Source organism: Paenibacillus sp. J45TS6, from assembly GCF_018403285.1.
Classification (GTDB): Bacteria; Bacillota; Bacilli; order Paenibacillales; family Paenibacillaceae; genus Paenibacillus.
In genome coordinates this window covers 103,299-129,249 of sequence record NZ_BOSJ01000009.1, presented here as the reverse complement: position 1 = coordinate 129,249, position 25,951 = coordinate 103,299, and the positions used below count along the sequence as shown (strand labels likewise).

Sequence of the window (25,951 nt, the reverse complement as noted above, 5' to 3'; positions counted from 1 at the left end):
AGGAGGATAACAACGAGAATGAAATATTCAAATTGGTTTCGAAATATGTTGCCGCTTCTTCTCATCTTAGGGTTACTGCTGACTGCATGTGACACGCAAGAAGATCAGACTAAAGTTGGGGATGCTGGCAATGAAATAACAGGCGAGGTAAGCTCACCTGTACGGGGTGGTAGTATCAACATCGCCGTACAAGATGATCCGAAGGTAATGAATCCCTTATATGCGACAGATCGGATTACACTTACCGTGAACCAGTCGCTCTATGCACCGCTATTTTATATGGAAAATGGAAAGAAAGTTTACGCCTTAGCAGAGCGTGCATATGCTTCAAAAGATTATAAAACTTATTTTATCAAGCTGAGAGAAGGACTTACATGGCATGATGGAAAAGCCATTACTGCCGATGATATTGTGTTTACAGTCAATCAAATCATAGATGAAACTCAGAATAGTCCCTTCCGAAGCCAGTATGTTTATGATGGACAACCTGCGAAGGTAGTAAAGATCGATGAGCTAACTGTCAAATTTGTACTTCCAAAAGCAACTCCTTCATTCGAAGGCGCATTACTGTATCTTTATCCGATCCCGAAGCACATCTATCAAGGGGAGAAAGATATCGCCCATAGTTCTAAAAACGATCACCCTATTGGGTCGGGCCCTTTTAAGTATAAGGAGTATGCACCAGGTGAGCATCTAACATTGGAGCGTTTTGAAGACTATTATGACGGAGCAGCCTACTTGGATACGATTTCGTATCAAATCATGGACCCGGATACAGCGGATCAGGCACTCCGCGAGGGTGCTGTGCAGATGTCGCTGATTAATAACGAGGAATATGAGGCGCTGAGTGAATCAGGGGAATATAACCTTGTAACTTATGCAGATGGACGCCTGGAGTACATGGTATTTAATATGAATACACCGGAGATGAAAAAGAAAGAAGTCCGGGAAGCGATCGCCTATGCTTTGGACAAAGAAGAAATGATTCGAATCTCGCATCTGTCGAGCAGGTTCGCAGATCCCGCTTCTTCTATATTTACACCTGATACGTTGTATCATACTTCTGAAGTAAGGACCTATGATTATGATCCTGAAAAATCTAAGGAATTACTGGAACAAGCAGATGTTTCAAATTTAGAAATCCGCCTTGCTTATGTGAAATCCAGCAAAACGCAAATGAATCAGGCTCTTTACATCCAGCAGAAACTAAAAAAGGTTGGAATCAAGGTCGAGCTAAAACCGATGGAAGCATCCGTGTATGAAAAACGGAAATTGGATCAAAACAATACTGATTTTGAACTTTCGCTTGCCGGGTATATCTTGGGTCCAGATCCTGTTAGTTATGAGTCTCTCTATAAGAGTAGTGGGGTATATAATGAATCACACGCTGAGAACGAAGATCTGGATACACTTTGGGAACGCGCTTCAGTAGAAGTGGATTCAGCTGCTCGCCAGAAGTTATATGTACAGATTCAACAGAAGATTGCAAAAGAACTTCAGGTTTTGCCGCTTGCTTATACGAAAAGTGTCATCGCCGTAAGTAAAGGCTATGGTGGATTAGAGGATGCGATCGCCCAGCCGATTGTTCTCTTCCGTGATTTATCCAAAATTTATTTTATTAAATAAAGTAGATAAAACGACCGGTGGAGGTCGTTTTTTCTTTTGCAGACATCTGTTGATCTTGAACAAGGTATGAAAAAAGGTCTACAATAGAAACAATTTCATAATACCTTTAGATGCTTTAATCAGGAGTATTACATTACCATGCGAAGAGGAGTGTTACCACATGAACCAGGAAGTGAAACTGTCGCAGTACACCGCTATATTACTAGAGAATGCAAGAAGAAGCGGGCTCACGAATGAGGAGATCGTAGAAGCAGTACAAGCGGAGAATACGGAACTGTTAAAAGCCGCCGAGCGCCCGCATTATACATATGAGTCTTTTTTCTCTTATGCGAAAGAACATGGCGAAGATATAGAGAAAGCAATAAAGGAAGGGTACCGCATTACATTTAATACGAATAATGGTCTCAAAAACTGGATTGTGGCGACATTTCAGCTTGATCCAGACAAAGATTTCACCTTAGGAGAAGGACGGATCGAAGGTCTGGTCTTGTCCGAGCCACAAGTAGAAAAACTAGAGCACACTCTTGCATTTAATTGGGAGATAAAAGAGATTCGGCAAACAGCAGACGGGCGCAAACAGCTTACGCTGGGCATTCGCGGGCAATAATGAACGCGGGACGCAAGAAAGGAGAATGATCCATGACACAATATAATAAGCTGACCTTTCTTGGTACGGGTGATGCTATGGGTGTGCCGAGGGTATATTGTGATTGTAAAGTGTGTGAGGAAGCAAGAACAACCGGGGTGAATCGCCGGTATCGCTCTTCGGTGTTTGTAGAGAGTGATCAGGGGGAGTTTCTCATCGATGGAGGGCCAGATTTTCGGCACCAGATGGAAATACTGAAGAAACGTAAACTGCACACGATGCTAGTGACACATCCTCATTTTGATCATATTGGCGGACTTCCTGAGTGGGCTGATGCCTGCCGGTGGCTTGGAGAGAAGGGTGAGCTGTACGCACCGCAAGAAGTGCTGAATGCGATTCAGGCACAGTTTCCTTGGCTTCAAAACCACATGGAGATGAAACCGGTTGATCTGGAGAATGGTCTTGTGCTTGCGGGATTCCACATTCGGGCCTGGAAAGTAAATCATGGGAAAAACGGTTACTCCTATGCATATCGTCTTGAGAAAGATGGATACATATGGGTGTATTGTTCTGATTCTATTGATCTGAGCGAAGAAGAACAAAAACGGCTGTATGGTCTTGATCTGCTTGTGCTGGGTACAAGTTTTTATCATGAGGAAGCTGCCTTTGAAACTCGGTCGGTATACGACATGGTGGAGGCACAAGAACTCATTGCCAAGGTGCGGCCAAAACAAACGATTTTTACTCATATGTCTCATGACGTTGATCTTCGTAAAGATTATACGTTAAGCCCAGGTATTACGCTTGCTCATACCGGGCTAACGCATTCGTTACAATAAGGTTTCTCTCTTTATGGGCTTGTAGATAAGATGGTTGCAAAATAAATCAAGTAAGACAGAGGAAACCCTCTGTCTTTTTTTCATACACACAACAAAACCTCTTCTCATAAGAAAGGAGAGAGGTTTATATTGATCCAAATTATGTAGTTAATTTACGTAGTTAAATTATGTAGTATCGCATTATGTGTACATTATTTCATTAGTAAGTATGTTTTTTTGGCCGGAAGAGAACGTAAGCTCCAGCAACGATAAGCAGAAGAGCAAGGATGGGTTGGATGATGGAGAACTGACTAAGCATGGAACCAATAGAGAACGCAATGAAGAAAATAAAGGATAGGACAGCCAAAATATTGATGGGAATCAGTAGGTATTTGTTTCTGGTACCGAACCAGTAAAGTTCGAATAATCCTACGGCTGGCGCCAGGATAAATCCAGGCCACATGGTAATCCAGCTGTCTGTAACAATGGCGATCTGACAAGTCAGTCCAGCGGTGAGAAGGATACCTCCTGGAACGAGAAGCCCGATGCCGCGGCCGATCAATGAGAAGTACATCCAGTGGAAAAATACCCCTAGCGGAATAAGGAAGAAGGTCGGCCAGAAGTAGGCAAAAATAGAGCCGGTTCCGATATCCTTACCGGAGTTCATAAGCAGAAAAATACCGATCAAAATGAGCAACGGGGCGACCAGATTTTGTTTCCTTAATCTCAAATGGATCACTCCTTTCTATAAATTTCAACTACAACTACAGGTATCATAGCAAAAAGAGGAGTGGATGTAACCGGTCTAGAGAAAGTGAAGTACACTAGACTAAAGTCCAGTTTTTTACAAATAATGGACATGGTTCATTCATAAAAAAGAGCACAGTTCTTCGAACTGTACCCATGAGCTCCGTATTCTGTTATTCTGCAATCTCATAAAATCCGTAGAGTTCATCAAGGAGTAAGTTTGCGGCTAGAATACCTCCGGCTGTATTCCATACGGCATCGTCTACTTTATACGCACGGCCATTCTTGACGGCACTTAGGTTCTGCCAAAGCGGGTCTTGTATCATCTCCGTTTCGGTATCATTCCCTTTGCCGTCGCCTGTGTCATAGGTGAAGTAGAAAAGACGATCTGCATCCGCTTCCGGTAAACGTTCCTTCGTAATTTCATCTACGAATTCAGTTGCATTTTGGGTAAGCTCTGTCCGCGCTAGTCCTATTTTTGCAAAGATGTTACCTGTGAAAGTATCGGTATGATAAATTCTGGTTTTGCCAGCCATAAAACGAACCACAGATACCGTTTCATTTACTTTATCGCCTGCTTTAGATTTGAAATCCGCAATGCGATCATTGAATTCGGTGATTTTTGCTGCGCCTTCTTCGGTTTTATTCAGTGCCTCTGCATAAAGTTTGAAGTTGATCTCCCAGTCCCCGCGAAGATCCTCAGCCATAACAGTTGGGGCAATCGCTTTTAACTGATCATAGACTTTCTCTTGGCGCATTTTATTACCGATAATCAGGTCAGGCTGCAAACCTGCAATGAGTTCAAGGTTCGGTTGACTCTCATCTCCGACTACCGTTACACCTTCCATCTGATCTTTAATATGTGCGTACCAAGGATCTCCTGTCCATGATTTAACCGCCCCAACGGGTGTAACTCCTAGAGCAAGCAATGCCTCTGTTCCTTCGTTGGTTAGAATAACGACTTTTTGCGGTGTTCCTTTAATTTCTGTTTCATCCATTGCATGTTTTACCGTGTATGTAACCGTATTTGTTGTTCCTTCGCTTGTTGTATTGCTAGATGCAGGCTGTGTAGGTTCATTACCTGATCCACCTTCTGTCGTCTGGCTTCCACAACCAGCTAGAACGAGAATTAGCATAAGCATTGCCGCCCCGAATAAGCGTAAGCGATGTTTCTTTGTATGTACGTTTAAAGCCCCCATGTAACCAGTTCCCCCTGAAATAATATATTGATAATGATTATCAGTTAACAACCATGAATATATAACCAGTTTCTACCATTGTCAAGCATTAAATGAGAATGATAATCAAAAAGATTGACAGTTCTTTCTTTCTTCTACTAAAATTGCGGAGTGAACTATTAGATGGAATTTTATGAATAAAATGATATATACAAAATGAGTAGGGGATTAATGATGCGCATCTTGGGGCTAGCCTTATCTATTGGACTACTTATTCTTGCCATGATGAGTAGTGTTATTTTTGGTGTTACCCGCATTCCTCTGTCCGTTATTTGGCAGGCGGTGACGGAACCAAATGGAAGTACCGAACACTTAATTATCCAGACAGCAAGGATTCCTCGTGTGCTGATCGCTGCAGCAGTTGGCGGGAGTCTAGCTGTTGCCGGAGCTGTCATGCAGGTTCTCACTCGTAATCCAATCGCTTCTCCGAGTACCTTAGGTGTGAATGCAGGTGCCGCTTTTTTCGTTGTTGTGGCTACAGGCTGGTTAGGTGTATCTGGTCTTCAGCAAACAACTTGGATTGCTCTTTTGGGAGCAGCAGTTAGCGGCGGGGTTGTGTTTTTTCTTGGAAGTATGGGCCGGGACGGAATGACACCTGTGAAAATCACATTAGCCGGTGCTTCCATGACTGCATTTTTCCATTCTCTGACTCAAGGTTTGATGTTGTCAGACGGTAAGATGTTTGATCAGGTACTGATATGGCTTGTCGGATCCGTTGCTGGCAGGGAACTTGATCAGCTCACGGCTGTCGTCCCTTACATGGGAATTGGACTATTGATTGCACTCCTGCTGTCAAGGCATCTTAACGTATTGTCCATGGGAGATGATATTGCGGCAGGACTGGGACAAAAGACGGCTATGATTAAAATTCTCTCTGCCGCCTCTATTATTTTACTAGCAGGTGCATCGGTCGCTGCTGCGGGTCCTATCGCATTTATAGGCATAATTATTCCGCATATTATGAAGTTTTTTCTTCCAAATGATTATCGCTGGATCTTACCATATAGTTTCGTATGGGGTGCTGTACTCCTTGTTTCCGCAGATGTGCTGTCCCGCTACATTGCGATGCCCAAAGAGGTGCCGGTTGGCGTTATGACGGCGATCATCGGCGTGCCGTTCTTTGTCTATATTGCAAGAAAGGGAGGGCGGCAAGGAGCATGAGCAAATATAAGTCATTTCAAACGTCTAACGGAAAACTTTCATTTCTAATTGAAAAAAGGGCCTTATGGGTTACGCTCGTTCTGTTCATCCTCTGTGCTGCATTCATGGTGATCTCAACGGGAATTGGAAGCAAGTACATTTCTCCGTCGCAAGTGATCAGTTCTCTATTTGGTCAGGCAGATCCAACCGTAGAAATCATTGTAGAAAAATTGAGACTGCCGCGTATTCTTACTGCTGTACTGGTTGGATCTTCTCTTGCAGTTGCAGGAGCTGTACTGCAAGGAGTGATCCGGAATCCGCTCGCATCGCCAGACGTAACGGGAATCACGGACGGCGCCTCATTAGGAGCTGTACTTTTCATATTTTTCACATCAGGTACGATTTCGATAAAATATATGCCGCTTGCCGCGATCCTGGGCGCTATTCTAGTAACCGGACTGTTATATGTTTTGGCTTGGAGAGGCGGAGTAACGCCTTTGCGTCTTGTACTTGTCGGTACAGGCCTTGCAGCTGCGCTTAAATCAATCTCTTACATGTTTATCATTGCAGGTCCGATGCAGCTGGCGGAGCGGTCCATAACTTTCATGACGGGGAGTATTTATGGAGCCTCATGGGATTCGGATGTGTTTATCCTGCTTCCTTGGGTCGTTATCCTTCTACCATTAACCTGGTTTCAAGCGAGAAAGGTTAACATTCAAGCACTCGGAGACGAAGTAGCGGTAAGTGCAGGGGCGCATGTGCAAAAACATCGGCTGTTGCTCATCGTGCTCAGTGTGGCACTAGCAGGATCGGCAATAGCAATTGGCGGTGCCATTGCATTTATTGGGCTGATGGCACCGCATATGGCGAGGAAGCTAGTGGGACCTTCCTTTGGAAGTGTCGTGCCAGTAAGTGCACTTCTCGGAGCCTTGATTTTATTAATAGCGGATCTAGTGGCGCGAACTGCATTTCTCCCTGCAGATGTTCCGGCAGGCGTATTTACAGCAGCCATTGGTGCTCCGTTCTTTATGTATCAGCTATATAAAAGTCGCAATCATTGACTCTATATACTAGTAATCTGAAAAGGAATGAATGCCGATGGATATCTTGCGCGCCGAGAAGCTGGGGCTTTCGTACGGCGATGCTTACATTTTTGAAAATATGGATTTATCCATTCCAAAAGGAAAAATAACTGTGTTCATCGGGAGTAACGGTTGCGGGAAATCGACGTTGCTGCGTTCTCTTGCTAGACTGATAAAGCCACAGCAAGGGGCCGTCATTCTTGATGGTGAACAAATCGCAGGGATGAAGACAAAGGACATTGCCCGCAAGCTCGCTATATTGCCCCAAGGACCTGTTGCCCCGGAAGGTCTTTCGGTGCTTCAACTGGTGAAGCAAGGGAGATATCCTTACCAGAACTGGCTAAAGCAGTGGTCACCGGAAGATGAACAGGCAGTAGATAAAGCTCTGATCTCTACGAGAATGAAGGAACTCAAGGATCGCACCGTAGACTCTCTGTCTGGTGGTCAAAGACAGCGGGCGTGGATTGCAATGACGCTGGCTCAAGAAACGCCGGTCATTCTGCTAGATGAGCCAACGACCTATTTGGATCTGACCCACCAGATTGAAGTGCTGGATCTGCTGTATGATTTGAATCGATCAGAGCAGCGGACGATCGTAATGGTGCTTCATGATATTAATCTTGCTTGTCGTTATGCAGATCATATCGTAGCGATCAAGAACGGAGGCATAGAAGCGGGAGGGCATCCAGCAGCCGTGATCGATTCAGAACTTATGGAAAAGGTTTTTGATCTGAAGTGTCATATTATTCCTGATCCTTTATTTGGTACTCCGATGTGCATCCCGCATGGTAAAGGCGGACTTCATAAGCTTCTTAAGGAGACAGCGAGCATAAAATAACCAAATGATCTCACTATAGAGGAAAGGAACCACGCGGATCGTGGTTCCTTATTTTTAGTTAGTATGTTTAGTGAGAATTCCTTATTCATACAGGAATACTTCAGTTTTCTGACTCTTATCAAACTTTTAATGTCAGAGATATTATCATAGGAGAGTTGAATGTAAAAGTAGTTTATAAACTCTAAAATGGCAAAAATATATATGAAGAAGGCGATTGTTAATCCGTCTAGAGGTAAAGATGGATACCATTTAATGAAATCAAAGAAAAATACAACAATTGCGGTCATCATCATAACTATATTGAGCATTTTTAAATAATGTAACAGTCGAACAACTTTAGTCGGAGTTATAGCATTATTCTCATTTCTTAGTCTTTTACATTTTACATACCAATAAAATGTTCCTTGTAATAAAAGAATTTCTAAGAGTATAAAAGATATCCAAAATGAATATAGGGAATACAATTGTAGGTTGGGGAATGCGTAATTTACTAGATAACTAACAGGTACAAAAGTGATTATAGAAAACAATTCCCCTTTATATAAATAAGCCAACCTTTTTTCTAATGTTTTTCTCAAATGTACAACACCTCTTGCTATACATTATATGGATTAAATTGGTATCAGAAAAGAGGACACTCAAGCCTTCTTGAAACGATCGGGAAATCAAAAAGTTATCAAATCCTATGCTTCAGATTTAATCCCCACCATACTCAATTACTTCAATCTTATTTAGCATAGCTTCAGGCATTTTTGATATAGCTTCTTCAAGTGTTGAGAATTTTTTATCGTTCGATAGGAGATAGATTGAATCTCCATCATGGCCAATGTGAAAAACGCTGGCATCTTGTATATCACCAAGAATAATAATATCAAACTCGCCCTTATCCCCAACTTGTCCAACCCGGCAAGGATTTATTTTTGTGCTCAAAATACTTAAATCATCCACAGACATAGAAAATAACTCAATCAATTCTGCAATTGAACATAATTCTTCCTTATTATTTGCCTTTACAACGTAGTACAATTGTTTGCGTCTAGAATTTTCGATTTCTGTAACTTCATAAGGCAGTGTGCACATTTCTAAAAACATATGATGAAATCCCTTATCTGAGATTAAACAATAATAGACAGGAAACTCTTCTAAGTTGTTGATCCATTCTGCTAATGGTTTGATTCTAAATCTTCCTGCTCCAGGACTGGAAAGAGTGATTACATATTGAATCTCCTCATCTATTCCAAATTCGAAATCATTCACTATATGATTTATTTTGATATGCTCATTGGCGGCATAACCGATATCCATTTAAATCTCTCCTAATATCTAAATTACCTTTATGAAAATAGTATAGAAAAGATTAACAATAAGCTACTAAATAGAGAAAGCTGATAAAACCAACTCCATAAATAGGCAGCTGATCGAATCCGCTGTTTTTTTGCATCACGAATAAAATTAGAGGATTTGAGTTAATTTACAGTAAGCGAAGAAATACATAGAAGAGAGGGTTACATCTAGTGGAAGAAAATAATATTGTCGTTGCCGTGTTCAATGATGACAGCAAGGCTTACCAAGTTCTATCTGAATCCAAATCAAAAAGTCATGAGCAATATAAAATATTGGATGCAGCCGTCATTCAGAAGGAAAATGGGAAAATTGTTTTCAAAGATGGGTTTAGCTCACCAAGTGAAGCAGACACTTCGGCGTTAAAAAGCAGCCTGATTGGTTCCATGATTGGAATTTTGGGCGGCCCGATCGGTATTCTGCTTGGCGGAAGTATTGGTTCGATGATTGGGGCGAGCAAAGTCGTAAACCGTCACAAGGAAGGATTTAGCCTGATTGAGCGAACAGTGGCTGAATTATATAACGGGGAAACTGCTTTTGTTGCCAATATAAAAGAAAACAATGAGGTCGCTTTTAATTACTTTCTTCAGCAGTATGATCCTACATTTGTGTACCGAAAAGAAGTATCGATGATGGAACATGAAATGAATAAAGCAAGGGAGATGGAGCAGCAATTAGCTCAGGAGGAGGAAGAACGTAAAAGAAAAGAGCGAGTTGAAGACATACAAGAAAAGGCAGAGGAAATGAAAGAACGGATTAAGTCGGAGTTTCATCGGATTAAAGAAAAATTAACGGAAAAATAAAAGGAAGGGCTTAAGAATGGAGGATGAAACTTTAATCCTTATCTTATGCCCTTTTTTGGTATGAACGAATGTATGTAAGTATGTATGGTGGTATGAATTAGGAGTCTTCTTCATCCCACTTTTTTGAATAACCTTTCTTGATCGTATAGAAGAAGGAGTACATCAAAAGCGCAGACACGACGATAACAAGTCCAATAAGCAGTCCTGATTCCAAGTAGATAGCCCCCTGACTTTGCGTATTAACTGGTAAACAACGTATTCCTTTACTATACTTGAAAGGTATATTTTTACAAGTGGAGGGGCGCTCTATATCTGTTCATACCACAAATAACCCCGGAACCAAAATCGGTTCCAGGGTTAATTTAGGTTAGGAGATCTTACGCGTTCAGAACAAATTTCTCAATGACATGCTTGATTCCGTCTTCATTGTTACTGAATGTAACATAGTCTGCAATTTCCTTCAGTGCAGGAATGGCATTACCCATAGCTACACCTAGACCGGCAGCTTCGAGCATTTCATGGTCATTCCAGGAATCACCCACGGCAATGGTATCTTTAAGATCCACTCCGAAATGGTTCGAAAGGAAAGTCAGCGCATGGCCTTTGGTACCTTCATGATGCATGATTTCAAGGAAATGCGGTTTGGATTTGGTAATATGGACCTCACTGCCGAGCAGCTCACGAAGCTGTGGTGCGATTTCGTCCAACAGTTCCGGTGTATCGATAATGAGCAGTTTCGGTGCAGGCTGCTCAATCATTTTCATGAAATCAGGTTCAATATAATAAGGAGTCTTGTTCAGCTTGCAGTAGTCGATCAGTTTCTCATTCTCTTCACGGGAGTACAGCTTGTCGTCAATATAAGTCTGGAGGTGCAGATTCCGTTCAAGGCAGAACTCGTAAAGCTTGCGAGCTGCATCTTGGGGAACATAACGTTCATAAAGAACTTCTTCATCCATCAGGTTCTTGATGAGTGCACCTTGATACGTAATGATGGGAACGTTGAGTCCAGTTTGTCTAGCAATCGCTTGAGCAGAAGCATAAGCACGTCCGGTTGCAAGGGTTACGACTACATCTTTGGCTACAGCTGCTTCGAGTGCACTTTGTGTTGCAGGGGTTACTTCTTTGTCGTCGTTAATCAAAGTGTCATCAATATCAATCGCGATTAGTTTGTAAGTCATGGTTTCTCTCCTCTATATCTTGTTCTATGATTAGTGCGTTATAACTTTAAAGGGTAATGCTACTCTTCAAGAAAGACAAGACCGATAAAGTCTTCGATCTCAAGATTGCCAAAATAATGTTTCACATCAACGTCTTTGAGTGCTTCTCTAACTTCCGCATCCTCATAACGTTTGCCGCGAAGCAAGTTCTCAATATCAGCGACATCTCCTACACCAAAGAAATCACCATAGATTTTAATATCTTCGATTCGGCCTTCTTTGATATTCATACGAAGATCGATAATACCGACCGGGAATTTCTTCGAGTGTTTTACGTTACTTTCCGGTGACTGTCCATAGTTCCAATCCCAGTTCTGATAACGTTCTTTGGAAATTTCATGGATCTTCTTCCAATCTTCTTCTGTCAGATGATACTGAGGAACTTCACTGGCTTCCATGCCAAAGATATGACGAAGAAGTTCTTCGCGGAATTCCACAATAGTCATGTCTTTATCCATTAAAGAGCGAATATTCGTTACACGGCTGCGTACGGATTTGGTGCTCTTCGATTTGAACTTCTCGGGATTCACTTTTAATGAAGCTTGTACATCCTCGAGGTTCAGATCGAACATGAGCGTACCATGGCTGAACATCCGGCCGCGAGTTGCAAACTGGGCATTACCTGAAATTTTTTGTTCACCGACTTGAAGATCATTACGTCCCGTAAGTTCTGCGTTTACTCCCAGTTGGTGGAGTGCTTCAACAACAGGCTGGGTGAACTTACGGAAGTTGTGGAATGAATTACCGTCATCTTTTGTAATAAAGCTGAAGTTAAGATTGCCTAAATCATGGTATACGGCACCGCCGCCAGAAAGTCTGCGCACAACAGTGATTCCATTCTGCTGTACATACTCCTGGTTAATTTCTTCAATAGTGTTCTGATGTTTCCCAATGATAATAGAGGGAGCGTTGATATAAAACAGCAAGTAACTCTCGTCCAAAGACAAGTGTTTAAGGGCATATTCCTCGATAGCGAGGTTAATCCGGGGATCTGTAATGCCTTGATTGTCAATAAACAACATGGTGATTTCCTCCGATACCTTATAAAATATGTAAGCAAGAATCATAAGCGGGGCATGCCCCGAACAATTCTGATGAAAACAAAGAGACTCACCTCTTATTGTAAACCAATAACGCAAACGATACAAAAGGGAAATCCCATTGACGCTGTCTAAATTCTGCCATCATAATGGGTACGTGATGCTATGATGCAGCAAAGAAAGGAAGGACATGCCTTTGATTGAAATCTATGGACATGGCGGGGACGTAGAAACGGCAGCGCTTAAGTACGGAAAGAAGGCTGCTGATTTTCTTGATTATAGTGCAAATATTAATCCCCTTGGACCACCGGAGGAAGTAATAGAAGCATTGAAACAGGGCTGGAAAGCAATAGTTCGTTACCCCGATCCGGGACACCGGGCGCTGAAACGGAGATTATCTGCACAAGTAAAGCTTGAAGAAGAGTACATTCTTATTGGAAATGGCGCGGCGGAATGTATGGCTCTTTTACTTATGGCATTGTCACCGAAGACAGTTGGAACGATTGAGCCGGGTTTCTCTGAATATCGCTCACTTGCTCTGCAGTTTGGTGCCAAAGTCGATTCTGTGTATGGCCTGCAGGAGAATGGATACCGAGCAGATGTAAACGACATTGCAGCACTGATGGAGAGGGTGCAGGTTCTATTTATTGGTCAGCCAAATAATCCAAATGGGGTTCAGTATTCGCTGTCGGACCTTGTGACGCTGGCGAATAAGGCGCAACTAACCAAAACAAAGCTGGTTATCGATGAAGCCTTTATTGACTTTATTCCGGAGGAAGAGCGTAATTCAATCGCACCTTCCTTAGAAAAATATCCAGAAGTCATCATCATTCGTTCAATGACGAAATTTTATGCTATTCCTGGACTGCGGCTTGGTTATGCGCTCGCAAGTCCTGACCTTATTCGTTCTATGACGCAGAAGCAAGTAACCTGGAGCGTGAATGGTCTTGCCCTGCTTGCAGGGGAAGCTTGTCTTCAGGCAGGCTCTTCCTACGAACAGAATACGATATCGCTGATTACAGCAGAGAGAAAAAGGCTTGCAGAGGGTCTTAGAAAATATGGGTTTACTGTGTATCCAGGAGAAGCGAATTATCTGCTGGCTGAGGCAAGAGCCCCATGGACTGCGGGTTCCCTGCAGGAAGCAATGGGACGACAAGGGATTCTGATTCGCAGCTGTGCGATGTACTCAGGGCTAACTGAGCACGCTTTTCGTATTGCGGTTAAGGGTACGGAGCAAAATACACAGTTTTTAGAAACATTTGGGCAAGTCATGGAGGGAGCAAAGTAATGGCGACGCCATTCTTACATACAGATTCTGAATCAAAAGATTTACCGATCGTGTATTCATCCAGGCAATGGCCAGGGTTAACCATTTCCCGATATGAACGGCATCTGCTTCTAGAGTCTCCTCATATGCTGGATACGATCTCCAGCAGCATTCATGGAGGGGGGATGACTCGTCTCGACCGTGCTGTAAATATATACGTGGATCGTCATTATGATTCAAGTGACCCTGTGAGAGACATTCAAGAACTGCTTGAAAAATGGGGGCATCCAGCTCATCAGACGGCAGGTTTGTTAACCGCAGTGAAATTAGAACATGCTTCTATTCTGGAAGACGAGACCGATGGAGCGGTTTTATTATGCTGTACCACCGCAGGAGTATCGAATGGAGCAAGAGCAGGTTCTCCGCGGACGGTATTTAATGCTGGCTATACGCCGGGCACGATTAATATCATGCTGTTCATTGCCGGTAAATTAACACCATATGCGCTTGTGAACGCAGTGCAAACGGCAGTTGAAGCCAAAGTTGCCGCTCTCCAGGATTTAGGTGTAAGAGATGCAGAGAATGGACGATCTGCTACGGGAACCACAACCGACGCCATCGTTATTGGAGCCAGCGGACTTGCTGCGGATGGAACAGAGGCGAGTCTAACGCATGCTTATGCGGGTACGGCAACTAGACTCGGCGATCGTATTGGACGGATCGTCTATCAGTCCGTTACCGAGAGTTTATGTGCTTCAGGTTATACAGCAGAGAGGAGGCAATGATCATGATGGGAGCTTGGATTATTCTAGCTGCTTATACGCTTGACCTCATCATCGGTGACCCGCGGTGGATTCCTCATCCGGTTATTGCTATGGGGAAGGCAATTAGCGGCCTTGAGAAAATGATTCGCAAAAAAGTGACAACGCAGCGAGGACTGCGTTATGCAGGGTTTCTTTTTCCCATATTGATTGTTACTGGTGCGTTTGTTCTGACTTGGGCGCTGTTAAAGTTCCTATTCTTTATCCATCCTGCGCTTGCTATAGCGGGTGAAATTCTGCTGATTGCGACAACGATCGCGACGAAGGGACTACGAGATGCAGGTATAGAAGTATATAAACATCTTAGGGCCGGCAAATTGCCGGAAGCAAGAGTTGCACTCGGTATGATTGTAGGCCGAGACACAAAACAGTTAGAATCCTCTGAAGTAGTAAGGGGAACCGTTGAAACGGTAGCCGAAAATATTGTAGATGCGATTATATCACCGCTGTTTTTCGCTTTCCTAGGCGGAGCACCTCTTGCGATGGCTTATCGCGCGGTAAACACACTTGACTCCATGGTCGGCTATAAAAACGAAAAATATAAATCGCTGGGTATGGCCTCTGCCAGACTGGATGATATTGCAAACTTCATCCCAGCGCGGATCACAGCTCTTCTGCTATTTGCTTCCGCTGGGGTATTAGGTCTTCATGTGAAAAATAGTGTGCGCACAGTGAAGCGGGATGCCCGCAAGCACCCAAGTCCAAACGGCGGGTATCCGGAATCCGCAGTTGCCGGTGCACTTGGGATCCGGCTTGGAGGATATAACGTCTACCATGGTGTTCGTTCGTTCCGTGCTTATATGGGGGTTCCATACCATGAGATGGAAGCGAGCCATATTCGGACAACGATTGCGATGATGTATATATCATCAAGTCTATTCGTAGTCATCCTGGTGGTTTTATTATGGCTGATGTCGATTACAGGAGTCGGTTGGCTGTGGTGAATACGTCTCATGAAAATATGTCTTCTGTCGATGTTTATTTAGTCCGGCATGGACGAACACTTTGGAATCAGCAAAAAAGATATTTGGGACACACCGATATTCCGCTGCTTCCTGAAGCGAAGGAGGATCTTGCGGGACTCCGCGCATCCCTTGGACAAATTCAGTTTGATCAAATCTATGGAAGTGATCTTGTCCGATGCATAGAGACACTGGATATGATTGTCCCCGAACGGGCTCATACAGCCGTGCTGGACGCAAGGCTCAGGGAGTATCACTTTGGAGAATATGAAGGACAGACGTATGAGATGCTGCAGTATGATCCGAATTATCGTCAGTGGATTGATGATCCTCTCGGTGTGACTCCGCCGGGAGCAGAGACGTTTTCCCACTTTTCCGAAAGAATAGTGGAGTTTGTGGAAGAACGAATCAGACCTTATTTATATGAGACTAGACGGAGTACCCATCAGGATAGGGGAGATCATAACGAAGTACCTAAGATGCTTGTGGTAACTCATGGCGGAGTGATCAGGCAATGGGCTGCCACATGGCTTGCTGAAACAGAATTTAATACGTTTATGCCTCGCCCAGGGGAATGTCTCGTGCTTCGATTTACTTTGTCAGGCGGAGAACTTTCGGCACAGAAACTGGATTTTTGAATCAATTTCATAACTCATTAAAACGATATATAGACAAATAGAAGCGTTTTGATCTATCTATCGTCCTGATTGAAGCTACTAAAGGTATTATGAAATTGATTCTCTTACACTTAAAATAGATTTTTTTGGAATATAAAGGGAAAGATTGGTTGTCGAAAATTCCGCTTTCCCCTATAATGGCAAAAGATGTGAAGACCTGATACGAATTGAAATGAACATCTAAGTACATAAAGACTTCATGTGAATACATATGAAAAGTCGATCATACTGAGCAAGGTCCAGAAGAATAAAGGCACTACATTCTTTTGGTTAAAAGGGAAGCCGGTGCAAATCCGGCACGGTCCCGCCACTGTATACCAGGGACAGCTGCTATTAATCCACTGTTTTCGTCTATAGCGAAAATGGGAAGGGAGCAAGCTGTTACTTTAAACTTGGATAGTCAGGAGACCTGCCTTGCCTTTGGTAAACGTGTAATCCTTCGAGGAAAGGATACGTTTTGCATATTTGTTGTGCCTTTCTATTAGAGGGAGCAGCTGCGAGACGTAACCTTGTTCTTATGATAGGAGCAGGGTTGTTTGGTGTTCATACCTGATAAGATCGTTGGCTTCACTTATAAAGAGAGGGAGAGAAGAATGAAAAAAATGAATGGACGTTTTTTATCAATTTTAATGTCACTCATGCTTGCAATTATGCTGGCGGCATGTGGTAACGGGACAGCAACAGAAGGACAAGGAGCAGGTCAGACAACAGATCAAGGTACCGCAGCAACAGATAACCAAGAAGAGGCTAGTCTCGAGACGGTATATCCTCTGACAATCACGGATGCCACGGGAGAGTCGTTTACTTTTGAAAAGGCACCTGAAAAGATCGTGTCTGTATCTCCAGCAGAGACAGAATCGCTTTATGCGATCGGACTGGACGAGCAAATCGTTGGGGTATCCGACTATGACGATTATCCAGAGCAGGTAAAGGACAAGCCGAAGATGGGCAGCCTGTATACACCTAATGCAGAAGCAATCATCGCTGCTGAGCCGGATATTGTCTTCACAGGTATTTCGATGGATGAGGCAGCAGTGCAGAAACTGCGTGATCTCGGTATCGTTATTTTCAAAACAGATCCCAAAACAATCGAAGATGTTATGAAAAATATTGAAGTATACGGACAAATTACAAATCATCAAGAACAAGCGCAAGAGGTCATCGCAAAAATGAAAGCAGATGTGAAAGAAGTACAAGATAAAGTAGCATCCCTTTCGGATGATCAGAAAAAACAAGTATATGTCGAATTTTCTCCAGGCTGGACTGTAGGTAAAGGTGAATTTATGGATGAAGTCATTACCCTTGCAGGCGGAGTGAATGTGGCTGGAGATGCAGAAGGCTGGTATGAAATCAGTGAGGAAAATATCATTGCTGTAAACCCAGATGTCATTCTGTACGCAAGCGATGTGGTAGACAATGACAAAACACTCGATGAGATCATTAAAGCTAGGGATGGCTGGAATGAGATTACGGCAATTAAGAATGAACAAGTGATCTCGATTAATGCTAATCTGCTTAGCCGCCCAGGTCCACGTGTAACGGAAGGATTGAAAGAAGTAGCGAAAGCAGTCTACCCGGATCTGTTCCAATGAAAAAGAAACTAGCAGGATATGGATTGATAGGAATCATCCTGCTTGTACTGACCCTGCTGCTATGTCTTGCGATCGGGTCAGTACATCTTCCGATTCGTCATATCGCAGGGATTCTTATGAATCATATTCCGGGGATGGATGGGTTCATTGAACCCGTATGGAATACATCGTCTGAACAGATCATTATGAAGGTACGTTTACCGCGAGTGCTGCTTGGTATCCTGGTTGGTGCAGCGCTGGCTGTTGCTGGCGCAGGATTTCAGGGTGTACTTCGTAACCCACTGGCAGATCCTTATACGCTTGGGGTATCGGCGGGTGCTTCTGTTGGAGCAGCACTCATCATTTATTTGGGTCTAGAGTATGCTTGGCTTGGCGAATGGATGCTGCCGCTCGTTGCTTTTACAACAGGTGTCATTACACTATGGGGTGTTTTGATGCTGGCTAGAGAAGGCGGAAAAATACCGACAAACAATTTGATTTTGTCCGGTGTTGTGATGAATGCTTTTTTAGGAGCCGTTGTTTCTTTTCTGACCGCCATGTCAAAGGATACGGTGAATCAAATTTTGTTCTGGACGATGGGAAGCCTTAGTTTGCGGGGATGGTCTTACACGGCCATCCTTTTCCCTTATGTAGGGCTTGGGTTAATCTATCTATGGAGCAGAGGCAGATCACTTAATTTGTTGGCCCTAGGAGAAAGACAAGCAGCACACCTTGGGGTCAGAGTGGACTTACTCAAAGTATCTGTACTCTTGGTATCTACGCTGTTAACGGCTGCGGCCGTATCTGTTGCGGGTGTGATTGGTTTTGTGGGGCTTGTTGTCCCTCATATCATCAGGCTCCTTGTCGGACCGGATTACCGTCTCATTATTCCTCTATCTGCTGTAGGCGGAGGTATCTTTCTGGCCTGGGCGGATATGGGTGCGCGGACATTACTCGCTCCTACGGAGATTCCGCTTGGTGTACTGACTGCTTTTGTAGGAGCTCCGTTCTTTGCTTACTTATTACATCGGAATAAAAAACGGCGAGGAGGCATCAGCGGATGACAGAAAATTTCGATCATCAGTCTGAAATCTCGTCTACAGTTCCTGTGGTGGAAGCTAGGGCACTCCGAAAAGAGTACAGTCAGTTCATTGCACTGGATCACATTCATTTCACCGCTGAGGAAGGTGACTGGTGGGGGATTGTAGGGCCGAACGGGAGCGGAAAGTCTACTTTGCTTCATTTACTATCCGGTATCCTGTCACCAAACCAAGGCACGATCCATATAAAAGGTAAACCAGTTCAAGATTACAGCCGTAAAGAGCTCTCGCGAATTATTGCTGTTCTTCAGCAAGACGGATTACCTGAGATTGGTTACTCCGTCAGGGACGTTGTGGCCATGGGGAGATATCCCTATCAAGACTGGCTGGGAAGAGATCAGGGATCTGGAGAAGAAAAGATAGAGCAAGTCCTGAAGAAGCTGGATCTTACTTCTCTTGCAGACCGCAGACTTTATGAACTTAGCGGAGGACAAAGACAGCGGGTAGCCCTTGCCAAAGTGATGGTGCAAGAACCTGAAATCCTGCTGCTGGACGAACCGACCACTTTTCTTGATGTTCGTTATCAGCTGCAGTTCATGGATCTGCTGGCAGAATGGCAGCAAAGTACAGGGATTACGATTATTGCCGTATTGCATGATTTGAATTTAGCTTCTCTTTATTGTAATTACTTATGTGCACTAAAAGAGGGGAAGCTTTTCCTTCAGGGCTCTCCGGCTGAAGTGCTTACGGAGGAGAACATCAGAGGACTGTTTGATATCCAACCTGTGATGGTTCAACATCCAGATCATCACATTCCTCAGTTTTTACTGCGTAAACAGCAAGAGTGAGATGATTTTAAATATCAGAACAACATAGAAGAGGACCTGATATCCATAAATCAGGTCCTCTTTTTTTCAGCCAAAGAGAACAACTTGTCTTATTTTTTAATTCAATATGAAAATTGCATGATTTCTTTTGAAGTATTTACTCACTTTTCGTTATAATCGATATATACAAGCTGTACAACAGCAGCGGATAAGGATGGAGATATCATGGAGAGAGAACAGCAACTGAAAGCATGGGTTCAGCAGATTACCGCATTAGATGAGGCAGCACAGAAGGCGGCAGCGAATCATTTGGATGACTTAACGAAACCCCCGGGGAGTCTAGGTAAGTTAGAAGAGCTCACGATCCGTTTAGCAGGGATTACAGGAAAGAAACAGCCTAGTTTTTCTAAAAAGGCAGTTATTGTTATGGCATCAGACCATGGGGTCGTGGAAGAGGGAGTCAGCAGTTTCCCAGCTGAGGTAACGCAGCAAATGGTTCACAATTTTCTTGCTGGTGGGGCAGCCGTAAATGTGCTCGCTCGTCATGCAGGTGCTGAAGTGATATGTGTGGATATTGGTGTGAATGGTGAGCCTGCTCACCCCGAACTTGTATCTCGTTCTGTTCGCAAAGGAACGGCAAATATGGCGAAGGGTCCTGCCATGAGCAGAGAAGAGGCACTTCAAGCGATTCTTACAGGGATCCACGTTGTTCAAGAATCCGTAAGAAAAGGAACGCAGTTATTCGTTACCGGAGAGATGGGAATTGGCAATACAACACCAAGTGCAGCAGTTACCAGTGTGCTTACGGGAGTCAGCGTGCAGGAGGCGACAGGCAAAGGGACGGGTCTTGATCAAGCAGGTGTTCAGCATAAAGCAAATGTGATTGCCCGGGCAATACAGCTTAACCAGCCGGATCCGAATGATCCAATCGACGTGCTTGCTAAAGTGGGTGGACTAGATATTGCGGGCCTCGCAGGTGTGATTATTGGCTCCGCTGCTTTGAAGTGTCCGGTTGTCATTGATGGGTATATTTCTACCGCTGCCGCGTTGGTAGCGAGCCGTATTGCACCGGCATGCCGAAATTATATGATTGCTTCTCATACTTCGGAAGAAAGAGGACATGCAGCACTCCTGCAAACTTTAGACCTCTCTCCGATGCTTCAGGTTGGAATGAGACTCGGTGAGGGAACGGGCGGCGTTCTATGCCTTCATCTGATTGAAGCGGCAGGAAGAATTATGGCTGAGATGGCTACATTTAGCAGTGCGGGTATTTCTGGAGGTAATGAGAAGGCAGAGGCCGAATTATGATCATTCTCGTAACGGGCGGTGCACGCAGCGGCAAAAGTACATTTGCCGAGAAACTGTGCATGAGCCGGTCTTCAGAAGCGATCTACATGGCGACTGCACAAGCTTATGATCAAGAGATGACCGACCGAATTGCTGCACATCGCAGTCAGCGGGAAGATGGGGCATATCTATGGCATACGATTGAAGAACCGCTAGAGGTAGCTGAAACGCTGAACGGGTTAATGGAAGCAACGCTGCCTGTACCCACGATATTACTCGACTGTCTTACCTTATGGCTCTCTAACGTGCTCATTGCCAAGGAACAGGAAGGACCTGACGCAATAATGGAGGAGATCGACCGTCTTGTCCGCAGTGTTGCTGCTTATCCAGGTCTTATGATTCTAGTAACCAATGAAGTCGGAGACGGGATTGTTCCTGAATATCGATTGGGCCGGATCTACCGGGATTATGCCGGAATTCTGAATCAGCGTATGGCAGCAATCAGCAAGGAAGTATTCCTTGTAACGGCTGGTATTGCCATTGAACTGAAGAGCAAGGAGTATAAAGTATGAGAGAAAATACAAAAGCGGCTGCGGCCGCTTTTCAGTTTTTATCGCGATTTCCAGTGAAAACTCAGCTTGAATTCACTCCAGAATTAATGACAAGAAGCACTCTGTTCTATCCGGTTGTTGGCTTATGTATTGGGGCTTGTGTCTTTATGGCAGCTTGGCTCAGTGGATTCTTATTGCCTCCGGCTCCGTCGGCAGTGCTTGTTCTCACGATCTGGGTTTGGCTCACAGGCGGGCTTCACTTAGATGGCTGGATGGACTCTGCTGATGCCCTTCTCAGTTACCGAAGCAGAGAACGAATGCTTGAGATTATGAAGGACAGCAGGGTGGGAGCTATGGGTGTAATTGCCTGTGTTCTGCTGCTGATGCTGAAAGCAACGCTTCTATACAGCTTAATGGGACAACCTTTTCTTATAGGGGCAGCGGTCTTGCCTTTCCTATGGAGCCGTTCCTTTATGGTGTATGCCATGGTGAAATATAAACGGGCTAGGGCAGGAGAAGGTCTGGCAGGAATGTTTGCAGGGGTTCAGAATGAACTGCTTTATAAAGTGGGAGGGGTAACTTTACTTCTCTCTACGATCTCTTGCGGTGTATTTTTACTTGCTGCGTATGCTCTAGATGGGCCGCAGCTTACATGGAGTCTGAATATGGGTGTTGTGCTGTCTGCCTTTTTTGTCATTCCTCTATGTATATGGGCTTGCGGGAAATGGGCTGCGGATCGTATAAGCAATCGCCTCGAGGGACTAACAGGAGATATTTATGGAGCGCTTAATGAGGGACTTGAAGCAGTAGGGCTGCTTATCCTGGTTATTCTATCCACAGTCGTGAACTAAGGTGAGGATGGCGCCCTAAGCCTTAATATTGGTGACTGGTGATAAGAGAAAGGGGACACGCTCATGGAAAATAAAAGTACATATCCCGGGAACACTGATAAGGAACAGGATAAAAAGAAAACACAGAATAGAGCCGCTGTTCTAATGCTTCAAGGGACCGCATCGGATGTCGGAAAGAGCATTGTGACAACGGCGCTATGCCGCCTTTTTTTACAAGATGGATATCAACCAGCTCCTTATAAATCGCAAAATATGGCGCTTAATTCTTATGTGACCCTGGATGGGAAAGAAATTGGAAGAGCGCAAGGAGTACAAGCAGAAGCTTGCGGTTTGCCAGCGACAACCGATATGAATCCGATCTTGATTAAGCCGATTAAAGATATGCATTCTCAGATTGTCGTCCATGGGGTACCGAAGATGCAGATGAGCGCGATGGACTATAGAAATCACTTTTTACCGCAAGCGAAAACCATTGTGCTTGATGCCCTTGATCGTCTGCGGGAACAATATGATATTGTGCTGATGGAGGGGGCAGGAAGTCCTGCGGAGATAAACCTGAAAGACAGAGATATTGTGAATATGAATTTGGCAGGCTGGGCAGATGCACCTGTTCTGTTGATATCGGATATTGACCGCGGCGGTGTATTTGCTTCGCTAGTAGGGACACTGGAGTTGCTTGAACCGCACGAGCGGGCAAGGGTAAAAGGCTTTATTGTTAACAAGTTCCGCGGAGATCTTGCGCTGTTGCAACCAGGGCTGGATTGGCTTACGAAGCGGACCGGAATTCCTGTGCTCGGGGTGCTGCCGTATATTCCAGAACTGCGTATTGAAGCTGAGGATTCGGTTGTGCTCGATGAACTGCAGTATCGCAGACAAAAAGAGAAAGAAATGGATATCGTCGTCATTCGGTATCCCCGAATTTCTAATTTTACTGATTTTGATGCACTGGGCTGGGAGCCTGATGTGGTTGTGCGCTATGTCAGTAATGCCGATGACCTTGGTCAGCCTGATGTTATTATACTGCCGGGTACAAAGGATACCATCAGCGATCTGACCTTTCTTAGAGAAAGAGGATTAGACCGTGCGATTAAAGGGAAATGGCACGAACGAGAGGTTCAGCTTGTGGGGATTTGCGGCGGATACCAGATGCTGGGGGAGAGATTGTTTGATCCTAATGCTGTTGAGAGTGAAACAAAGCATGCAGAAGGACTCGGACTACTGCCGCTTATCACTACCTTCGCTAAGGAGAAAAGAACGGTTCGAGTGAAAGGTACGGCTGCGAAGGAGTGTCCACTCCGAGTGGATAAGAACAAGGAAACAGGACTTACGGTAGACGCATATGAAATCCATATGGGAATCACAGAAATTGATGAGTCAGCTAGGTTACGAAGTGAAGACTACAGACCGTTATTTGTTCTGAATACAGAAACAAAAGAAGCAGAGGCAGATCCTTCTGCAGAAGGAATAAAGAAGGTACACTTGGAAGGGTGCGGAGCCGCAGATGGAAAAGTGTGGGGAACCTATCTGCATGGTCTCTTTGATAATGATGAATTCAGGCGTACATGGCTTGATGGACTCCGCTTACAGAAAGGACTTCCACCCATTAGTGAAACTTTTCAAGCGGCTGTATACAAGACACAAGAGTTTGACCGGGTAGCGGAGATTGTCCGTAACCACCTTGATCTGGATCAAATATATGAAATAGCAGGATTGCCCAAAAAAACACATGACATAACATGAGTTTCTGAAGCAAAGACTAAAGTTTGGAGAGAACGATGAAAAGAGCGGCGATGATCCAGAAGTATATCTCTCTGGGAAGCGCGGCTTTTTTATCGTTGACCATCCTTAAGCCCTAGATTCGGGTGAAATAGTCAAGGAATAGATGGTTTTGTAAAATTAATAATATGGTATATCCTGGATTTTATGCCGCCTGATTAACCTAGAATTAATAGGAATGATTCGAGAAAAAACGTGAAATTGCGCTGTTGTTGAGCCGTTTATGTTCTATTTTAATAAAAGTCTACCTGTTTAATTGGTTTTATGATATAGTATGGATTATTATTAAAAGTCAACCTAGACGCAAAGACCTAGATTATGCAGATGCCATTCTTTTATTTGTTTTCCCTATTGGATTAATGGGGTATATATAGGTGATATATGACAGAAGCAATAACCGAGTCTGAACGTTAGAGTTCATTAGATGATGTGGAGGGAAATAGTTATCATGGAAACGTTGCAGATTATTATCAACGTGGCAGTGATGTTGGTTCTTGTCGGCATCCTGTATCGCATGCAGAAGAAACATGTTTCTTTTACGAAGCGAGTATTCACCGGTCTCGGACTAGGTCTGGTATTCGGAATTCTGCTTCAAGTTATATATGGGGCTACAACAGGTGTAGTGAAAACGAGTGTTGACTGGTTTAGTATTATAGGGTCTGGTTATGTAGGGCTCTTGCAGATGATTGTTACTCCGCTGATTATGGTATCCATCATTTCGGCGATCATGAATCTAAAGGGCAATCAAAATATCGGGAAAATGAGCGGTTCTATCATCGGAACACTCCTGATCACGACAGCAATCGCAGCAACGATCGGTATTGGAGTTACTCAGATGTTTGGTCTTGAGGCTATTCAAATCGAAAGTGGTGAAGCAGAACAAGCGAGAGCAGATCGTCTGGAACAGCAGCTTGGTGATGTTCAAGATTTGACCATTCCTCAGCAGGTACTGGAATTCATTCCGACTAATCCTTTTGCTGATATGACGGGTGAACGCCGTACGTCAACCATTGCGGTCGTTATTTTCTCCGCTTTTGTAGGTGCAGCAGTTCTTGGACTGGATCGTAAGAAACCAGAACAAGCAGATACATTCCGTAAACTTGTTAATTCGTTATACGCGGTTGTTATGCGAATTGTTACGTTGGTATTAAGACTGACACCATACGGAATCTTGGCGCTGATAACCAAGGTCACGGCAACAACGGATGCCCAGGAGATTCTAAAGCTCGGGGAATTCGTAATCGCATCCTATGTAGCACTTGCTCTAATGTTTATTGTTCATTTGATTCTCGTTACTGTATTCGGTTTTAATCCGATTGCTTATGCTAAAAAAGTGATTTCGACTTTAGTTTTTGCCTTTACTTCTCGTTCGAGTGCAGCATCCATTCCACTCAATATTGAAACACAAACGAAGAAGCTTGGAGTTTCCCAAGGGATCGCTAACTTGTCAGCTTCGTTTGGTGCAACCATTGGTCAGAATGGATGCGCAGGGATTTATCCCGCCATGCTGGCTGTAATGATTGCTCCTACCGTTGGAGTAACAATGGATTGGCAGTTCTACATTACACTAGTACTGGTCGTTATGATTAGTTCCTTCGGTGTTGCCGGTGTGGGCGGCGGAGCTACCTTTGCTTCTCTTATCGTGCTTTCCACCATGAACCTTCCTGTCGGTCTTGCTGGTCTCTTGATTTCGGTAGAGCCACTGATTGATATGGGACGTACGGCCCTTAATGTCAACGGTTCGATGACAGCGGGTCTTATATCCAGTAAAATGCTGAAAGAAAACGATCAAGAAATTTTCGATAAAGCAAACTTTGATTTGGATTCAGCACACGAAGGGTAAGC

Annotated in this window: 24 protein-coding genes, 1 pseudogene and 1 riboswitch; of the genes and pseudogenes, 19 read left to right on the top strand and 6 right to left on the bottom strand. The window is 44.1% G+C overall.

All coding sequences use genetic code 11. The features are described from left to right. The first annotated feature begins 18 nt into the window (after nucleotides 1–18). From KJS58_RS14905 to KJS58_RS14895, 3 genes are all read left to right on the top strand, one after another. Nucleotides 19–1,626: an ABC transporter substrate-binding protein gene (locus KJS58_RS14905; protein WP_213533459.1), complete on the top strand. Its 1,608-nt coding sequence runs from the start codon at nucleotides 19–21 to the stop codon at nucleotides 1,624–1,626. Between the two features lie 160 nt (nucleotides 1,627–1,786). After that, nucleotides 1,787–2,233, top strand: a complete 447-nt coding sequence (locus KJS58_RS14900; protein ID WP_213533456.1) for a hypothetical protein — start codon at nucleotides 1,787–1,789, stop codon at nucleotides 2,231–2,233. Nucleotides 2,234–2,265: 32 nt separating this feature from the next. After that, entirely contained in the window at nucleotides 2,266–3,051 is a 786-nt protein-coding gene (locus KJS58_RS14895) for an MBL fold metallo-hydrolase (protein WP_213533454.1), read from the top strand. A gap of 199 nt (nucleotides 3,052–3,250) precedes the next feature. Here the strand turns inward: KJS58_RS14895 and KJS58_RS14890 are convergent, their stop codons facing one another. Further along, nucleotides 3,251–3,760, bottom strand: coding sequence for a hypothetical protein (locus KJS58_RS14890; RefSeq protein WP_249717354.1), 510 nt, complete (start codon nucleotides 3,758–3,760; stop codon nucleotides 3,251–3,253). Nucleotides 3,761–3,950: 190 nt separating this feature from the next. Next, nucleotides 3,951–4,976: an ABC transporter substrate-binding protein gene (locus tag KJS58_RS14885; protein ID WP_213533452.1), complete on the bottom strand. Its 1,026-nt coding sequence runs from the start codon at nucleotides 4,974–4,976 to the stop codon at nucleotides 3,951–3,953. Nucleotides 4,977–5,189: 213 nt separating this feature from the next. Between KJS58_RS14885 and KJS58_RS14880 the strand changes: the two genes are divergently transcribed. From KJS58_RS14880 to KJS58_RS14870, 3 genes are read left to right on the top strand one after another with little or no spacing between them, the layout of a single operon-like run. Further along, a complete protein-coding gene (locus KJS58_RS14880; RefSeq protein WP_213533558.1) occupies nucleotides 5,190–6,176 on the top strand; it encodes a FecCD family ABC transporter permease in 987 nt (328 codons plus the stop codon). After that, on the top strand, nucleotides 6,173–7,216 hold the full coding sequence (locus KJS58_RS14875; RefSeq protein ID WP_213533450.1) for a FecCD family ABC transporter permease: 1,044 nt from the start codon (nucleotides 6,173–6,175) through the stop codon (nucleotides 7,214–7,216). Before KJS58_RS14880 ends, KJS58_RS14875 begins: the two co-directional genes overlap by 4 nt. A gap of 37 nt (nucleotides 7,217–7,253) precedes the next feature. Continuing rightward, nucleotides 7,254–8,075: an ABC transporter ATP-binding protein gene (locus tag KJS58_RS14870; protein WP_213533448.1), complete on the top strand. Its 822-nt coding sequence runs from the start codon at nucleotides 7,254–7,256 to the stop codon at nucleotides 8,073–8,075. A 74-nt stretch (nucleotides 8,076–8,149) separates the two neighbouring features. Here the strand turns inward: KJS58_RS14870 and KJS58_RS25495 are convergent. Together KJS58_RS25495 and KJS58_RS14865 are read right to left on the bottom strand one after the other, a co-directional pair. Beyond that, nucleotides 8,150–8,653 (bottom strand): annotated as a pseudogene (locus KJS58_RS25495) (general stress protein); the annotation flags it as partial. Between the two features lie 118 nt (nucleotides 8,654–8,771). Continuing rightward, complete coding sequence (locus KJS58_RS14865) at nucleotides 8,772–9,380, bottom strand: hypothetical protein (RefSeq protein ID WP_213533446.1); 609 nt, start codon at nucleotides 9,378–9,380, stop codon at nucleotides 8,772–8,774. A gap of 209 nt (nucleotides 9,381–9,589) precedes the next feature. On the opposite strand from KJS58_RS14865, the gene KJS58_RS14860 reads away from it, so the two are divergent. Further along, nucleotides 9,590–10,219, top strand: a complete 630-nt coding sequence (locus KJS58_RS14860; RefSeq protein ID WP_213533445.1) for a hypothetical protein — start codon at nucleotides 9,590–9,592, stop codon at nucleotides 10,217–10,219. 377 nt (nucleotides 10,220–10,596) lie between these two features. Here the strand turns inward: KJS58_RS14860 and KJS58_RS14855 are convergent, their stop codons facing one another. Both KJS58_RS14855 and lplA read right to left on the bottom strand, forming a co-directional pair. After that, nucleotides 10,597–11,397 (bottom strand): Cof-type HAD-IIB family hydrolase, encoded by an 801-nt coding sequence (locus KJS58_RS14855; RefSeq protein WP_213533443.1) that lies wholly within the window; start codon nucleotides 11,395–11,397, stop codon nucleotides 10,597–10,599. Between the two features lie 59 nt (nucleotides 11,398–11,456). Continuing rightward, on the bottom strand, nucleotides 11,457–12,458 hold the full coding sequence (gene lplA, locus KJS58_RS14850) for a lipoate--protein ligase (RefSeq protein ID WP_213533441.1): 1,002 nt from the start codon (nucleotides 12,456–12,458) through the stop codon (nucleotides 11,457–11,459). A gap of 214 nt (nucleotides 12,459–12,672) precedes the next feature. Between lplA and cobD the strand changes: the two genes are divergently transcribed. The 12 genes from cobD to KJS58_RS14790 all read left to right on the top strand — a co-directional run bounded on the left by cobD (nucleotide 12,673) and on the right by KJS58_RS14790 (nucleotide 25,949). Next, nucleotides 12,673–13,764: a threonine-phosphate decarboxylase CobD gene (gene cobD / locus KJS58_RS14845; protein ID WP_213533556.1), complete on the top strand. Its 1,092-nt coding sequence runs from the start codon at nucleotides 12,673–12,675 to the stop codon at nucleotides 13,762–13,764. Next, nucleotides 13,764–14,528, top strand: coding sequence for an adenosylcobinamide amidohydrolase (locus tag KJS58_RS14840; protein ID WP_213533439.1), 765 nt, complete (start codon nucleotides 13,764–13,766; stop codon nucleotides 14,526–14,528). Before cobD ends, KJS58_RS14840 begins: the two co-directional genes overlap by 1 nt. A gap of 2 nt (nucleotides 14,529–14,530) precedes the next feature. Continuing rightward, nucleotides 14,531–15,508 (top strand): adenosylcobinamide-phosphate synthase CbiB, encoded by a 978-nt coding sequence (gene cbiB, locus KJS58_RS14835; RefSeq protein ID WP_213533437.1) that lies wholly within the window; start codon nucleotides 14,531–14,533, stop codon nucleotides 15,506–15,508. Next, entirely contained in the window at nucleotides 15,502–16,164 is a 663-nt protein-coding gene (locus KJS58_RS14830; RefSeq protein ID WP_213533435.1) for a histidine phosphatase family protein, read from the top strand. The genes cbiB and KJS58_RS14830 overlap by 7 nt, the downstream gene beginning before the upstream one ends. Before the next feature lie 257 nt (nucleotides 16,165–16,421). Then, a riboswitch (cobalamin riboswitch) is annotated at nucleotides 16,422–16,634 on the top strand. A 162-nt stretch (nucleotides 16,635–16,796) separates the two neighbouring features. Beyond that, on the top strand, nucleotides 16,797–17,795 hold the full coding sequence (locus tag KJS58_RS14825) for an ABC transporter substrate-binding protein (protein ID WP_374705816.1): 999 nt from the start codon (nucleotides 16,797–16,799) through the stop codon (nucleotides 17,793–17,795). Next, entirely contained in the window at nucleotides 17,792–18,838 is a 1,047-nt protein-coding gene (locus KJS58_RS14820; protein ID WP_213533433.1) for a FecCD family ABC transporter permease, read from the top strand. Before KJS58_RS14825 ends, KJS58_RS14820 begins: the two co-directional genes overlap by 4 nt. Further along, complete coding sequence (locus KJS58_RS14815; protein WP_213533431.1) at nucleotides 18,835–19,662, top strand: ABC transporter ATP-binding protein; 828 nt, start codon at nucleotides 18,835–18,837, stop codon at nucleotides 19,660–19,662. Before KJS58_RS14820 ends, KJS58_RS14815 begins: the two co-directional genes overlap by 4 nt. Nucleotides 19,663–19,866: 204 nt before the next feature. Continuing rightward, the gene (gene cobT / locus KJS58_RS14810; RefSeq protein ID WP_213533429.1) at nucleotides 19,867–20,949 is read left to right on the top strand and encodes a nicotinate-nucleotide--dimethylbenzimidazole phosphoribosyltransferase; all 1,083 of its coding nucleotides are present in this window, start codon (nucleotides 19,867–19,869) and stop codon (nucleotides 20,947–20,949) included. Beyond that, nucleotides 20,946–21,500 (top strand): bifunctional adenosylcobinamide kinase/adenosylcobinamide-phosphate guanylyltransferase, encoded by a 555-nt coding sequence (gene cobU / locus KJS58_RS14805; RefSeq protein ID WP_213533427.1) that lies wholly within the window; start codon nucleotides 20,946–20,948, stop codon nucleotides 21,498–21,500. The genes cobT and cobU overlap by 4 nt, the downstream gene beginning before the upstream one ends. Further along, nucleotides 21,497–22,330, top strand: a complete 834-nt coding sequence (cobS, locus tag KJS58_RS14800) for an adenosylcobinamide-GDP ribazoletransferase (protein WP_213533425.1) — start codon at nucleotides 21,497–21,499, stop codon at nucleotides 22,328–22,330. The genes cobU and cobS overlap by 4 nt, the downstream gene beginning before the upstream one ends. Nucleotides 22,331–22,474: 144 nt before the next feature. Continuing rightward, nucleotides 22,475–24,070 carry a cobyric acid synthase gene (locus KJS58_RS14795; RefSeq protein ID WP_213533552.1) on the top strand — a complete coding sequence of 532 codons (1,596 nt, stop codon included), beginning with the start codon at nucleotides 22,475–22,477 and terminating at the stop codon, nucleotides 24,068–24,070. Nucleotides 24,071–24,554: 484 nt separating this feature from the next. Then, on the top strand, nucleotides 24,555–25,949 hold the full coding sequence (locus KJS58_RS14790; RefSeq protein WP_213533423.1) for an L-cystine transporter: 1,395 nt from the start codon (nucleotides 24,555–24,557) through the stop codon (nucleotides 25,947–25,949). Nucleotides 25,950–25,951: the final 2 nt, after the last annotated feature.

Excerpts from the sequence above, each read along its gene's own strand:
- cbiB (WP_213533437.1), top strand. The coding sequence starts at position 14,531 with ATGATGGGAGCTTGGATTATTCTAGCTGCTTATACGCTTGACCTCATC.
- cobT (WP_213533429.1), top strand. The coding sequence starts at position 19,867 with ATGGAGAGAGAACAGCAACTGAAAGCATGGGTTCAGCAGATTACCGCA.
- cobU (WP_213533427.1), top strand. The coding sequence starts at position 20,946 with ATGATCATTCTCGTAACGGGCGGTGCACGCAGCGGCAAAAGTACATTT.
- KJS58_RS14900 (WP_213533456.1), top strand. The coding sequence starts at position 1,787 with ATGAACCAGGAAGTGAAACTGTCGCAGTACACCGCTATATTACTAGAG.
- KJS58_RS14875 (WP_213533450.1), top strand. The coding sequence starts at position 6,173 with ATGAGCAAATATAAGTCATTTCAAACGTCTAACGGAAAACTTTCATTT.
- KJS58_RS14855 (WP_213533443.1), bottom strand. The coding sequence starts at position 11,397 with ATGACTTACAAACTAATCGCGATTGATATTGATGACACTTTGATTAAC.
- KJS58_RS14820 (WP_213533433.1), top strand. The coding sequence starts at position 17,792 with ATGAAAAAGAAACTAGCAGGATATGGATTGATAGGAATCATCCTGCTT.
- KJS58_RS14825 (WP_374705816.1), top strand. The coding sequence starts at position 16,797 with ATGAAAAAAATGAATGGACGTTTTTTATCAATTTTAATGTCACTCATG.
- KJS58_RS14840 (WP_213533439.1), top strand. The coding sequence starts at position 13,764 with ATGGCGACGCCATTCTTACATACAGATTCTGAATCAAAAGATTTACCG.
- KJS58_RS14870 (WP_213533448.1), top strand. The coding sequence starts at position 7,254 with ATGGATATCTTGCGCGCCGAGAAGCTGGGGCTTTCGTACGGCGATGCT.
- KJS58_RS14865 (WP_213533446.1), bottom strand. The coding sequence starts at position 9,380 with ATGGATATCGGTTATGCCGCCAATGAGCATATCAAAATAAATCATATA.
- KJS58_RS14815 (WP_213533431.1), top strand. The coding sequence starts at position 18,835 with ATGACAGAAAATTTCGATCATCAGTCTGAAATCTCGTCTACAGTTCCT.
- KJS58_RS14795 (WP_213533552.1), top strand. The coding sequence starts at position 22,475 with ATGCTTCAAGGGACCGCATCGGATGTCGGAAAGAGCATTGTGACAACG.
- KJS58_RS14895 (WP_213533454.1), top strand. The coding sequence starts at position 2,266 with ATGACACAATATAATAAGCTGACCTTTCTTGGTACGGGTGATGCTATG.
- KJS58_RS14885 (WP_213533452.1), bottom strand. The coding sequence starts at position 4,976 with ATGGGGGCTTTAAACGTACATACAAAGAAACATCGCTTACGCTTATTC.
- KJS58_RS14880 (WP_213533558.1), top strand. The coding sequence starts at position 5,190 with ATGCGCATCTTGGGGCTAGCCTTATCTATTGGACTACTTATTCTTGCC.
- KJS58_RS14905 (WP_213533459.1), top strand. The coding sequence starts at position 19 with ATGAAATATTCAAATTGGTTTCGAAATATGTTGCCGCTTCTTCTCATC.
- KJS58_RS14790 (WP_213533423.1), top strand. The coding sequence starts at position 24,555 with ATGGAAACGTTGCAGATTATTATCAACGTGGCAGTGATGTTGGTTCTT.
- cobS (WP_213533425.1), top strand. The coding sequence starts at position 21,497 with ATGAGAGAAAATACAAAAGCGGCTGCGGCCGCTTTTCAGTTTTTATCG.
- lplA (WP_213533441.1), bottom strand. The coding sequence starts at position 12,458 with ATGTTGTTTATTGACAATCAAGGCATTACAGATCCCCGGATTAACCTC.